General features: G+C 42.9%; 11 protein-coding genes. 2 read left to right on the plus strand and 9 right to left on the minus strand.

The window, feature by feature from the left end; translation table 11 throughout:
• Positions 1-124 precede the first annotated feature (124 nt).
• On the minus strand, positions 125-937 hold the full coding sequence (locus tag Q3W13_RS19750; RefSeq protein ID WP_302866735.1) for an enoyl-ACP reductase: 813 nt from the start codon (positions 935-937) through the stop codon (positions 125-127).
• Positions 938-1,177: 240 nt separating this feature from the next.
• On the opposite strand from Q3W13_RS19750, the gene Q3W13_RS19755 reads away from it, so the two are divergent.
• Both Q3W13_RS19755 and Q3W13_RS19760 read left to right on the plus strand, forming a co-directional pair.
• The gene (locus Q3W13_RS19755) at positions 1,178-1,648 is read left to right on the plus strand and encodes an RNA polymerase sigma factor (protein WP_302866737.1); all 471 of its coding nucleotides are present in this window, start codon (positions 1,178-1,180) and stop codon (positions 1,646-1,648) included.
• The gene (locus Q3W13_RS19760) at positions 1,638-2,234 is read left to right on the plus strand and encodes a hypothetical protein (RefSeq protein WP_302866738.1); all 597 of its coding nucleotides are present in this window, start codon (positions 1,638-1,640) and stop codon (positions 2,232-2,234) included. Before Q3W13_RS19755 ends, Q3W13_RS19760 begins: the two co-directional genes overlap by 11 nt.
• Positions 2,235-2,253: 19 nt before the next feature.
• Here the strand turns inward: Q3W13_RS19760 and recN are convergent, their stop codons facing one another.
• From recN to Q3W13_RS19800, 8 genes are all read right to left on the minus strand, one after another.
• The gene (gene recN / locus Q3W13_RS19765) at positions 2,254-3,906 is read right to left on the minus strand and encodes a DNA repair protein RecN (RefSeq protein WP_302866740.1); all 1,653 of its coding nucleotides are present in this window, start codon (positions 3,904-3,906) and stop codon (positions 2,254-2,256) included.
• Between the two features lie 213 nt (positions 3,907-4,119).
• Complete coding sequence (locus Q3W13_RS19770) at positions 4,120-6,141, minus strand: M56 family metallopeptidase (RefSeq protein ID WP_302866742.1); 2,022 nt, start codon at positions 6,139-6,141, stop codon at positions 4,120-4,122.
• Between the two features lie 28 nt (positions 6,142-6,169).
• Positions 6,170-7,924 (minus strand): M56 family metallopeptidase, encoded by a 1,755-nt coding sequence (locus tag Q3W13_RS19775; protein ID WP_302866743.1) that lies wholly within the window; start codon positions 7,922-7,924, stop codon positions 6,170-6,172.
• Positions 7,925-8,021: 97 nt separating this feature from the next.
• A complete protein-coding gene (locus Q3W13_RS19780; protein ID WP_302866745.1) occupies positions 8,022-8,393 on the minus strand; it encodes a BlaI/MecI/CopY family transcriptional regulator in 372 nt (123 codons plus the stop codon).
• A gap of 226 nt (positions 8,394-8,619) precedes the next feature.
• Positions 8,620-9,516 carry a DUF4835 family protein gene (locus Q3W13_RS19785; protein WP_302866747.1) on the minus strand — a complete coding sequence of 299 codons (897 nt, stop codon included), beginning with the start codon at positions 9,514-9,516 and terminating at the stop codon, positions 8,620-8,622.
• A complete protein-coding gene (coaBC, locus tag Q3W13_RS19790; RefSeq protein ID WP_302866748.1) occupies positions 9,513-10,703 on the minus strand; it encodes a bifunctional phosphopantothenoylcysteine decarboxylase/phosphopantothenate--cysteine ligase CoaBC in 1,191 nt (396 codons plus the stop codon). Before coaBC ends, Q3W13_RS19785 begins: the two co-directional genes overlap by 4 nt.
• A gap of 133 nt (positions 10,704-10,836) precedes the next feature.
• Positions 10,837-11,169, minus strand: coding sequence for a DNA-directed RNA polymerase subunit omega (locus Q3W13_RS19795; protein WP_302866750.1), 333 nt, complete (start codon positions 11,167-11,169; stop codon positions 10,837-10,839).
• A gap of 4 nt (positions 11,170-11,173) precedes the next feature.
• Complete coding sequence (locus Q3W13_RS19800; protein WP_302866752.1) at positions 11,174-12,103, minus strand: outer membrane protein assembly factor BamD; 930 nt, start codon at positions 12,101-12,103, stop codon at positions 11,174-11,176.
• Positions 12,104-12,115: the final 12 nt, after the last annotated feature.

A 12,115-nucleotide genomic window follows, 5' to 3' on the forward strand; every position in this document is an offset into this window, starting at 1 on the left:
CGCCGTATACGGAACCGTACGTACGGTGGTGTGAGAGAGCGGTGAAACGAATAAAAGTTTCGCCCTCTACTCGATATAAACCTTTTTTTCGGCTTCAGACTTTCAGTACTTGATTGAATTGTTGCTATTTCTCCATCTGCTCGATCACTTCCTGCGTTACACCCGTGAAGGAGAAACCTCCATCGTGAAAGAGGTTCTGCATAGTAACCATTTTGGTCAAATCGCTAAACATGCTTACACAATAATCTGCGCATTGGTCAGCGTCAGCATTGCCAAGCGGGCTCATTTTTTCAGCATAATTGATAAAGCCATCGAAACCCTTTACGCCCGAACCAGCAGTAGTGCGGGTTGGCGATTGTGATATGGTGTTGATGCGCACATGTTTCTTTTTACCGTAGTAATAGCCGAAACTACGGGCTATACTTTCCAGGTATGCTTTATTGTCGGCCATATCGTTATAGTCAGGAAATACGCGTTGAGCGGCGATATAAGTTAGTGCCAATACCGATCCCCATTCGTTTATAGCATCCATTTTCATTGCGGTAGACAGAACCCTGTGGAGGCTCAGGGCCGATATGTCAAATCCTTTGTGGGTGAAATCATAATTATTTTCAGGATAGGGGATGCCTTTGCGTACATTCACGCTCATGCCAATAGAGTGCAGTATAAAATCGACACCACCGCCAAAATGCTCCTGTGTTTTGGTAAACAGGTTAACCAGATCATCATTGCTGGTAACATCGGCGCCTATAACGGGGGCTTTACATTCTTCAGCCAGTTTATTTAATTCGCCCATGCGCAAAGCGATGGGGGCATTGCTCAGAACAATTTCAGCGCCTTCCTGTACAGCGCGTTGTGCCACTTTCCAGGCTATAGATTGCTCGTTGAGCGCGCCAAAAATTATCCCTTTTTTACCTTTTAATAAGTTGTAAGCCATGTGTTCAGTTTAATTATGATAAGGGCAAAGGTATGTATTTATTGTTTACAATAAAATTGACGGACGCCGGATGTTTAACCACCGAGTACCAGGAAAGGGGCGAACAATGCAAAGAAAATATTTTACTGATTCGCCCCATAGTCCGGATTTTTTATTCCGGACCAAAGATTTTATCGATGATCCTGTAGCATTTTAAGCATCCCCGTATCTAACCATCAAAATAAGCGAATTTTACCTTTTATGGTGTTCGAGGAGATTTATAAACATTACTGGAACAAAGTTTACCGTATTTGCATGGGCTATGTAAATGATGCCGATTTGGCTAAGGATATGGCCCAGGAAACGTTCATCAACATCTGGAAGCAATTGCCCAACTTCAGGAATGAATCAGCAGTCGGTACCTGGATTTACCGCATTGCGGCCAATAACTGTCTGCGGCAGATTGAAAGGCTGAGCCGTATGCCTAAGTCTGATTTCCCTGAACACGTTGAGGATGTTGTGGGGCCCGATAAGGAAGGCCAAACCAAATTCCTTTACAAATGCATTGCTGAATTGCCGGAGACGGACCGCATCATCATATCACTGGAACTGGAAGACGTTAAGCAAGCCGAAATTGCCAAAATAACCGGCCTGTCGGAAAGTAATGTTCGTGTTAAGATTTTCAGAATAAAAGAAAAGCTCACTCAAAAATTTAAAGATTATGAGCACTGAGATAGATTTTAAATCGCTTTGGGGCCGCGAGAAAGCCAGCGCCCCTGATGTTAGCGAAATACTTGCCAAAGCCAACCGGCTCAACTATTGCTCGCGAAGGAAGATATGGATGTGCAATATTGTGCTGTCCCTTACAATTATAGTGCTTGCAATGATATGGTGGCATCTTCACCCCCGCCTGATCACCACCAAAATTGGTCTTACTTTGATGATCTGCGCTATGGTTATTTTCATTATAACTACTAACCAGTTATCTCCTTTACTTGCTAAAGCCGACATGCAAACGGATACGAATACTTTTTTATTGCAGATGATACGTATTAAGCATAAGCAAGAATTCATTAATAAAACCATAACAACCATTTACTTTTTAATGCTGTGTGTCGGTCTGGGGCTTTATTTTATAGAATATATAAGTCGTGGGAATTGGGTTTTCCAGTTATGTGTGTATGGTATTACACTTACGTTTCTGGCTATAAATTGGTTCTACATTAATGCCCGAAGCGTACGAAAACAGCGCAAAGCGATTAACGAAATTATTGTAAAATTGGAAGAAGTAAACAGGCAAATGGGGAGTGGAACCTAAATAAAAGGTTTTCAATCTGTTAACCCAACAATTCCCTGGCGTTTTGCAGCGCACTTTCACCCGGGTTATCACCGCTTAACATTTTGGCGATTTCTAAAACACGTTCATCTTTTGTTAACTGCCGTATGCGGGTGTAGGTGGTGGCGCTTTCGTTATCCTTGTAAACAAAATAATGGCTTCGGCCTTTTGTGGCGATTTGTGGCAGGTGGGTTATGGTGATCACCTGTAAATTGTCCGCCAGCTTTTCCATTATCTGACCAACTTTATTGGCTACCTCGCCAGATACACCTGTGTCAATTTCATCAAAAATTATGGTAGGTAGGGCCGTATTTTGAGCAATAAGTGATTTGATACTCAGCATCAGCCGCGATAGCTCCCCGCCAGACGCTACTTTGCTCATCTCGGCCAACGCATGACCTTTATTGGCGGTAAACAAGAATTTTACCAGGTCAATTCCGTCCGGCCCTAAACCATTAGACGAAGTTAATTCAATCTTTAAATTGGAATTTCCCATTCCCATTTCGGCAAGGATTTCTGAAACCTGCTTTTCGATGGATGGGATGGCTTTTATCCTATTAGCGGATAACCCGGCAGCTAATTTCCCGAGGTCCTTTTTATCAACCTCAAGTTGTTTTGATAGTTTTTCTATGGCCTCATCGCCGAATACGGCCTGTTGTATTTTATCAGACAAGTCGCTTTGCAAGGCTAAGAGTTCGGCATTGGTGCTTACGCGATGTTTCTTTTGCAGCAGGTAGATCAGGCTTAAACGGGTGTTGACTTCTTCTGCCCGCGCTTCATCGGTTTGGGTACGCTGTTCTATATTTTCTATTTCGGCAGCGATATCTTTTAGTTCGATCACAGCGCTGTTTAAACGCTGATGCAGCTCGGCAATTTGCGGGTTGAATTTTTCGAGCGAAGATAATTGATGACCGGCCTCGCGTAATTGTATGATGGCCGATGTTTCGCCGTCTTCCATCAGGTAAAAGGCGCCAAGCAAGTTACGCTTTATTTCGCCGGCATTGTTTAATGAATAAAGCTCCTGTTCCAAAAGTTCCTGCTCATCCGCAGATAGTGCTGCTTTTTCCAACTCGTCAAACTGGAACTGGTAATAATCCAGATCGGCTTTGGCCTTATCACTCTGTTCAATTAATTGTTGCAACATTGCCGCCGACTTTTTATAAGCGCGAAATTTTGAGCGATAATCATTCAGCAAGTCATCATGTTTTGCCACGGCATCCACTACGAGTAATTGAAATTCCGGGTCGTTAATTTCAAGCGTGGCATATTGTGAGTGGATATCTATCAGCCGTTCACCCAATGCCTTTAACGAATTAAGGTTTACAGGCGTATCATTCACAAAGGCTCTCGACTTACCATCAGCAGATATTTCGCGGCGAAGCACGGTTTCAGCCTCGTAATCCAGGTCATTATCCTCAAAAAACTGCTTTAAATGAAATGCGCCAATGGTGAAGGTGCCTTCGATTACACATTTTTTCTGTTGATTGAAAAAATAACGGCTCTCGGCCCGCTGCCCGAGGATCAGCGACAGGGCGCCTAAAATGATAGACTTTCCTGCACCCGTTTCGCCGGTGAGTATATTTAAACCGCTATTGAAGCTGATCTCCAGATTATCAATTAACGCGTAATTACTGATACTAAGCTTTTGAAGCATAAAAGAGCCTGCTGTTTTAAAAGCCCCTAAATTACTGATTAGTTAATAAAGTTGATGGGGCGATAGGTTGATTTAAATCAGCTTAACCCTACCAACTTAATCCAACTTAGTCAACCTGATCAACTTAAGGTAATAAAAAAAAGTCCCCTGCATTTTACCGCAAGGGACGCATAAACTTAACTCAAATTTGATGCTTATTGGCTAGAGGACTAGTTATTTTTGGTCTTCTGATTTTTCAGCCTTTTCAGCCTTTTCAGCTTTCTCCGGTTTATCCTCATCATTATCAAACTCGCGCCAGTTGTAATGCCTTGGGTGCGCTTTTTTATATTCTGCTAACCGCCTTTTAAAATCAGGTGTCTGCATATAGGCATGCATTTTTGCAGAGGCTTCATGTAACGCAGTTTTTTCCTTCTCTATTTCGGGATTATGACTAAGGCTGCGCATTTTTTCGCTTAAGGCATGCATTTCCGCTTTTTGTTGATCGGCTTGCGGATTATGATAAGCTTTTCTTAAGCTATCACCAAGGCTGCGCAGCAACTCGCGTTGCTTTTCATGCTCCGGCGAACGGAAGTGTTCTCTCATTTTTGCGCCGGTAGCTTTTATTTCTGATTGAGCCTGGTGTATGTCGCCGGGAATATTTTTTTGCAATTCAGCCTCGTAAGCACGGTATTTTTCATCATCTTTATCAGAATAAGGGCGGTCATGCGGAACACCATATTTGTTTTCTAAAGCCTCATTCATCTTCCTGAACTCAGGGCTATTATAATATACATCCAGTTTTTTGCCCAGCGTTTCCATTTTCTGCTGCATTTCCCTGGTTTCGGAGGTCTCGCCCCAGTTTTTCTCAAAGTCCTGGCTGGCTTTTTCCATTTTGGCCTGCAGCTCTTTCAATTCAGGCTTGTCATAAAAGGCCTGCATTTCTTTGCCTTTTGCTTCCAGTTCTTCCTGTACTTTTTTAAACTCACCGCTTTCATAGTACTTGCTGATGGCGTTTCCATGTTTTTCAACCTCTTTACTCAGCCTGTCCAATTCAGGATCATGGAAATTCCAGTCATCGTCCCGGTCGTCTGAATAAGCGTAGATGTTATCGCCGCTTTTTTCTTTCATCTTTGTTTTGACGGTCGATTTAATAGCGGCCTTTTTTACTTTGGAGGCCTTTTTGCCGGTATCAGCCAGTATATGGTCGATTATCGGGGTAATTGATTTTACCGAGATCCTGCCTTCCGCCACTTCCGGCTTCAGGAGGGCCATGGCGCCTGCTGTCACAGTTAATATCAGCGTGGCCAGTAAAGTAGGGCGCAGGCTGGGCATTTGCTTTTTAGTTTTCATGATTCGTTCAATTCTGTTTAATAATTGGTACTTTTTGCCTGTGGCGGCCAGCGCTAGCTTCCAGTCGTTTTGGCGTGTTTGCTCCAGCTTAAATAAAGCCTTTGCGTATATGATAGGCTCTGCGGTTGCCTTTACAACAAGGTCGTCGCAGCAGTTCTCACGTTCTTCGTTTATAATTTTATTGATCAGTTGGGCGCAGGGGTTAAAGAACAGCAGGATTGCGATAACCTGCTGCGCCATGTTCACCAGGTAATCGTTTCGCTTGATGTGCGCCAATTCATGAAGCAATATGGCTTCAATTTCTTCCTGAGACAAGAAGGTGGCCAGGTTGAACGGCAATAAAATAACCGGCTTCAGATAGCCCATCATACAGGGAACATCGACCAGGTTGCTCATGCCGGCTTTTACCATCTTGCCAATATTCAACGCCTGGCTGAATCTATCCACAGTCTGTTGTATGGCGCCGTCAATAACCAGGCTGCTTTTAATGGTGTTTATTTTATTGCGCGATACCACCAGCCGGCAGGTATTGAAAATCAGCCCGGCTATGTACAACGCCGCTATATATGGCAAGTAGGCTTCGATGTTATAATAATATCTTAGAGTTTGGCCGTTAAGCTTTGCGATACCTTCGGGTAACTCTGCTAACACAGGCATGACCGATAGCTTCGACGGCGTTACAGCCAGCCAATTGTAGATATTTATTTCGTTCATCAATGTATAGCCGAACCACCCGGTTATCGCCAATAAACTGCCAACCGCCAGCAGGTACTTTTTCGAGGCCGATAATTGTCCGCTGAACATCAACACCAGCTTTAATAAAAAATATATTACCAGGCCCTGCCACAATGAGTGGATAATGGTGATGCCTAAAACCTGACTGATGTTATATAACAGATTCTGCATAGCAATTTAAGCTTTCTATCGATTCCGGCTAATTATTTTGGTCCACTGTATCTTTTTCGGGAACATACATTTTAGTTCCCCCTACAGTATCTCTCAACTTCCATCGCTTGTGGTAATACTTGCCACCTTTCCGGTATTCTTTCATCTTTTCCTTCCACTCAGGGCTGTTGAACTGTTTGCCTATATCCTCCATTTGCTTTTTCCACTCAGGGCTGTTGAACTGTTTGCCCATATCTTCCATCTGCTTTTTCCACTCGGGGCTGTTGAACTGTTTGCCCATGTCCTCCATTTGCTTTTTCCACTCAGGGCTGCTGAACTGTTTGCCCATGTCCTCCATTTGCTTTTTCCATTCGGGGCTGTTGAAGTGCTTTTGCATGCCTTCCATTTGCTTTTTCCACTCGGGGCTGTTGAACTGTTTGCCCATGTCTTCCATATGCTTCTTCCATTCGGGGCTATTAAACTGTTTTTGCATAGCCATCATTTGGTTTTTCCATGCCTGGCTGTTAAACTGCTTCCGGATGTTTTCCATCTGCTGTTTCCATTGTGGGCTTCGGAAAAATCTCTTTGCCGAGTCTGAAAGATATTCGTCGTCCCAATAATTTTCAGTAAGGTCCTGGTCTTTTTCTGATTTCAGTTTCTCAGCTTTCAGTTTTTGACTTTTAGTTTTGCTGATGGCTTTGCCCTTGTGTTTTCTTTTTGTGGTGTCCTGGCTGTAGCTATAAGTGGAATCGGTATTGCTGATCAACGCGGCTACACTGTTTGCCGTGTGCTTAATGTTAGCCAAAGCTGTTTTGGGGTTAAACCATGCGATACAGCTTAACGAGCCTGTTAATAAAAACAGGGCTACTATAAAGTGGCGTACACTGCCAATATGCTTTTTAGTTTTCATGATTCTTTCAATTCGGTTTAATAAGTGGAACTTTTTACCGGTTGCGGCAAGGGCGAGCTGGAAGTTGCTTCTGCGGGCCTCTTCAAGCTTTATCAAAGCCTGGGCGTATACAAGTGGCTCGCCGGTCTCTTCAACTACCAGGTCATCGCAGCCGTTCTCGCGCTCCTGATTTATAATCCTGTTAATTAATTGGGTAAAAGGGTTAAAGAACAACAATACCGTTATAACCTGCTGCAGCAAATTCATCAGATAGTCGTTGCGCTTTATATGTGAAAGCTCGTGTAATATGATTGCTTCAACTTCTTCGGCCGACAGGTTGGTACATATCGATACCGGTAATAATATCAGCGGTTTAAAGTATCCGATCATGCAAGGTACATCAATCAGCTCGCTAAATTTTACGCCGATTTGCCTGCCGATGTTTAATTTCCTGGCAGCAGTGTTTATGTATTGTTGTAATTGCACTGCAGGCAGGCCGGTAGATTTAACCTGGCGAAGCTTACCCCATTCCATTACCAGGCGGGCAATGTTTATGGTAAAGCCGGTGAAGTAAACAGCGCAGATATAAGGTAAATAAACCTGTAGTTTGGCATACCAAATGGTTTGATAGTGTGTGGTGGCAGGCAACGCCAGGTATGGAAGCAACGACGGGTGCTGGTGCGGCTTTAAGGTTACCCAGCTGTAATCCTTTATCTCGGCAAATAAAGTGTAGATAAAACACGCAGTAATGGCTAACGATGCTGCAACTGCCCAATTGTATTTTTTAACCGCAGTAAGCGATGAACTGGCAGCAAATACTATTCTTAGTGCAATGTAAACCAGCAATCCCTGCCATAGCGAGTGGATGATGGTGATGCCTAAAATCTGGCTGATGTTATATAGTAGGGTTTCCATGTTGGTATTTTTAGTCCGAAAGCCGGAAAGACTGTTCTATATTTTATAATGAATTTTTCTCCGATATCAACCTAATCTCTGATTAACTGGCCTCTAATCACTTCCCCTCAAATTGTTTCAAATAATCCTTAATAGCATCTATCTCATCCTTTGAGGCGCGGTGATGGCCTAAAGCTTGTATCACCAGATCAGAAGTCGATCCTTTAAACACCGTCGATATTATTTTATCGATTGCGGTTTGCTGTGCCTGTTCGCGTGTTACCAGCGCTTTGTACAAGTGGGTTTTTGAAGTCGTATCACGCTCAACCATTCCTTTGTCGTGCATTATTTGCATCAGCTTTAAGGTAGTGGTGTAGCCGGCGTCTTTATTTTTAGACAATTCCTCATGCACGTCGCGCACGGTACACTGGCCGTTTTTCCAAATCACCTGTAAAATTTCAAGCTCGCTTTCTGTTGGTTTAATTTCCATTTTATCCTTTATACTGTACTTATACGAATTTCTTCGTACAAAGATGTACGATGATTTTCGTATTTGCAAATATTTTATGAACTTTTTTAAATAAGACGCGGAGGGTATGGGAAGTGTGACAAAAAATAAGGTGAAAAAGGTTAAAACCGAAGAGCAAGAGGCTAAAAATTGGCTTATTGAAGAATGGAAAAGCTTTTCAACGTTAACCTTTCGCCTTTTACCTCACTTATTGCTTTTGCATGTTCTGGTATTTCAAACCGTTAGCCGGGTCGGCCTGGTTGAGGATATTCATAGCTTGTACACGCTCTTGCGGGTCAGCTTTGCTCAAAATCGAGACCAGCTCGTCACTTTTTGCAGTGAAGAATACCAACGGGAACATAGCGCCAAGTCGTTGCCTGTCCACCTGGCTCAATTCGGGCAGGATGGCTGAGATAGCCTTACGGCCTTTGTTTACATTATCTGACATTAAATCGAGACCATTCCGGTGATAGTCGTAAACAAATTCACGCAGTGGCTGGTACAATTTATTATTCAGGTTTTCAGCCAGCCAGTAGCGGTTATTATTGCTATCGAAGGCTTTCCAACCCTTGCTTGATGAGGTTTGTGCATTGGTTACTACATTTTGTGCCGCTGTAAAGTAGGGGGTGCCGCCGAGCTTAGAAAAGCTATCATAATCCATACCGACTATAACATATGCATAAAAAGCCATCAGCGAGGTTAAGTTGCTTTGAAAGTTTTGGTCGGTATAGTCTAAAGTCTGACCTTCAGTGTAAGTAAAGTCGATGTCTTTATCATTGATGTTGAGCAGGGTTGAACTGTAGGTTGATCCAAATACAGGCCTTGAGCTTTGTACCTGTAATTCGCCGTTAAAGCCGCTGCTGCCATCCCAGGCCGTAATATTCAGAATAAAATTACAGTCGATGCGTTCCTGCGGCAATATGGGATCCGCACTCCATTTGCGTCCGTTCAGGAAATCCTTCATCGCTGTTTCAAGAGTTTGAAAGATTCGCTTGTTAGTGGATTGTACTTTTGGCGATACAATCTGTACACGTGCATTCAAATCCTGCGAAAAAGCGTTAATGCTCAAACATGCCAACAGAATGTAAATGCAGAATATTTTCATTTTTTTATAAGTTCGATAATTTTCGTGCAGATGTCGCGCGCCACTTCAGTTTTTGATTTTAAGGTGTAGGCTGTTTTTTGCAAATTCTTATCAATGATGGTTATTTTATTTGTGTCGGCTTTAAAACCGGCTCCTTCGTCTTTCAGCGAATTTAACACAATAAAATCGAGATTCTTCCGCTGTAGCTTATCAATCGCATTTAATTCCTCATCGTTTGTTTCAAGCGCAAAGCCTATCAATATTTGCCCGTCTTGCTTTTGCTTGCCCAATTCACTTAAAATATCTGTTGTTTTCTTTAAGCCGATACTGAAATCGTCATCTTTCTTTTTAATTTTTTGCTCAGCAACGGTAACCGGGGTGTAGTCTGCTACAGCCGCACTCATCACGCATATATCCGACTCTTTAAAATATTGCAGGCAGGCTTCCAGCATTTCAGCAGCTGAGGTGACATTAATGCGGGTAACAGATTTCTGCTGACTAAGTTGCGCAGTCGGGCCGGCTACTAAAGTTACATCTGCACCCAACGCAGCCATTTCATCAGCAATAGCAAAGCCCATCTTGCCGGATGAATGGTTTCCTATAAAGCGCACCGGGTCTATGGCCTCATAAGTCGGTCCCGCAGTAACCAGGGCTTTCTTGTTAGCTAAGGGAAGTTTTTTTTTAATGCCGGCAATTATAAAAGCCTCAATTTCTTCCGGCTCGGCCATGCGCCCTTCGCCATGCAGGCCGCTGGCTAATTCGCCTGTGTTGGGCGGAATCAGGATATTTCCGAACGATTGGACCTTACTGATATTTTCCCGGGTGGCGGAATGTCTCCACATATCCAAATCCATCGCCGGGGCAAAATATACAGGGCATTTTGCCGAAAGATAAACCGCCATCAGTAAGTTGTCGCAGAGACCGTTGGCCATTTTGGCAAGTGTATTCGCACTGGCTGGGGCAATCAGCATTAAATCGGCCCAAAGGCCCAGCTCGACATGATTATTCCATTCACCAGTTTCCGGAATAAAGTAATCAACTAAAACCGGGTTTTTTGATAATGTAGAAAGCGTAAGCGGCGTTATAAAACTTGTGGCATCAGGCGTCATCACTACCTTAACATTTGCTCCGCCTTTAACCAGCAGCCTAACCAATGTTGCCGATTTATAAGCCGCAATACTTCCGCAAATGCCTAAAATAATATTCATAACGCCGGGCCCCAATAACCCCTTAAAGGGGGAACAAAATTTAGATTAAGAAAAAGTAAAAATAACAAAAAAACTCCCGGAGGGAGTTTTTTATGATACATTTCAGCCTTCAATCCCCCTTAGGGAATATTACTTACTGCTGTTCTTTAGCCGGATTACGATAGTAAACCTTGCCATCTAAAAATTCCTGGATAGCCACCAGGGATGGTTTTGGGAGCTTCTCGTAATATTTAGATATCTCAATTTGCTCACGGTTTTCAAAAACTTCTTCCAGATTATCGTTTGATGAGGCAAATTCAGAAAGCTTTTGATGCAATTCTTCCTTTATGTTGTTCGAAATCTGGTTAGCTCTTTTTGACATAATCACCAGCGACTCATAGATGTTCTCGGTTTTTACATCTAACTCACGCAAATCGCGGGTTACTGTGCTGCTTGCCACGGCAGGCTTATTACTGTTGTTAGTCATATCTTTAATTTGGAATTTTTTTATCGCCGTTGTTCTTTTCAGACGGCGGTTGTGTTTTTACTGAATCTTTTTTTGACAGTTTCTTTGCCAGGTTAGGATTGATACTTGCTTCGGCTAAAAGACGCTTGGTTTTTTCCATATCTTCCTTTGCATCTTTTTTGTATTGAGCAACATCTTTTAAGTATTTACTGGTCGGAAACTTATCGGTAAACTGATCCGCAAGGGTTATAGTTTGCCCGAAACGGTCTTCCTGAAAGTATTCGTTGCTATGTTTTGCATACTGATATTGCGCTTCTACGGTAAGATATTCAATTTCCTCGCCATATTTTGTATCCGGATAGTCCCTTAACGTTGACCCGAACGCAATTACAGCGGCCTGATAATCGCCGATAGTTAAATATAATTTTGCATTTTCAAAAGCCTTGGTTTCCAGTTTATCGCGTAGCGTTTGTATCAGTTTACCCGCTTCGGCAACGCGATCGCTTTTGGGATAAAGGTTGATAAACAGCTGCAATCCATCAATCGCTTTAGTAGTGTTAGTCTGGTCGAGCGAATAAATCGGAGAATCAAGATACAGGCAGTAAGCATACATAAAACGACACTCCTCGGCCCTAGGGCTGGATGGATAGGTGTCTGCAAAATTTTTGAAGTGATAACCAGCTGCGGTATAATCTTTTAGCTTATAGTTAGCATAAGCGTTATAGTAAAACAAGTCTTCGGCGCCCTCGTGTCCACGGTAACGTACAACCAGGTCGTCAAACAGCCCTAATGCCTTGGTGTACTCCCTTTTATTGTAAAGCTTAATGGCCTCGGAATATTTCTTAGCATTATCATTACTGGCTTTCAGCTTTTCGTATTTGCTTTTGCAGCCGCCCAGTACAATTAATAACGCAGCAAATACACCCGCCAGTAACCGTAGTTGTTTTTTAAACATTTTGCAAAGATA

Origin of the sequence: Mucilaginibacter sp. L3T2-6 (assembly GCF_030519355.1) — a bacterium.
GTDB lineage: Bacteria > Bacteroidota > Bacteroidia > Sphingobacteriales > Sphingobacteriaceae > Mucilaginibacter.

Coding starts and splice junctions, on each gene's coding strand:
- Q3W13_RS19750 (WP_302866735.1), bottom strand. CDS start 937: ATGGCTTACAACTTATTAAAAGGTAAAAAAGGGATAATTTTTGGCGCG.
- Q3W13_RS19755 (WP_302866737.1), top strand. CDS start 1,178: ATGGTGTTCGAGGAGATTTATAAACATTACTGGAACAAAGTTTACCGT.
- Q3W13_RS19760 (WP_302866738.1), top strand. CDS start 1,638: ATGAGCACTGAGATAGATTTTAAATCGCTTTGGGGCCGCGAGAAAGCC.
- recN (WP_302866740.1), bottom strand. CDS start 3,906: ATGCTTCAAAAGCTTAGTATCAGTAATTACGCGTTAATTGATAATCTG.
- Q3W13_RS19770 (WP_302866742.1), bottom strand. CDS start 6,141: ATGCAGAATCTGTTATATAACATCAGTCAGGTTTTAGGCATCACCATT.
- Q3W13_RS19775 (WP_302866743.1), bottom strand. CDS start 7,924: ATGGAAACCCTACTATATAACATCAGCCAGATTTTAGGCATCACCATC.
- Q3W13_RS19780 (WP_302866745.1), bottom strand. CDS start 8,393: ATGGAAATTAAACCAACAGAAAGCGAGCTTGAAATTTTACAGGTGATT.
- Q3W13_RS19785 (WP_302866747.1), bottom strand. CDS start 9,516: ATGAAAATATTCTGCATTTACATTCTGTTGGCATGTTTGAGCATTAAC.
- coaBC (WP_302866748.1), bottom strand. CDS start 10,703: ATGAATATTATTTTAGGCATTTGCGGAAGTATTGCGGCTTATAAATCG.
- Q3W13_RS19795 (WP_302866750.1), bottom strand. CDS start 11,169: ATGACTAACAACAGTAATAAGCCTGCCGTGGCAAGCAGCACAGTAACC.
- Q3W13_RS19800 (WP_302866752.1), bottom strand. CDS start 12,103: ATGTTTAAAAAACAACTACGGTTACTGGCGGGTGTATTTGCTGCGTTA.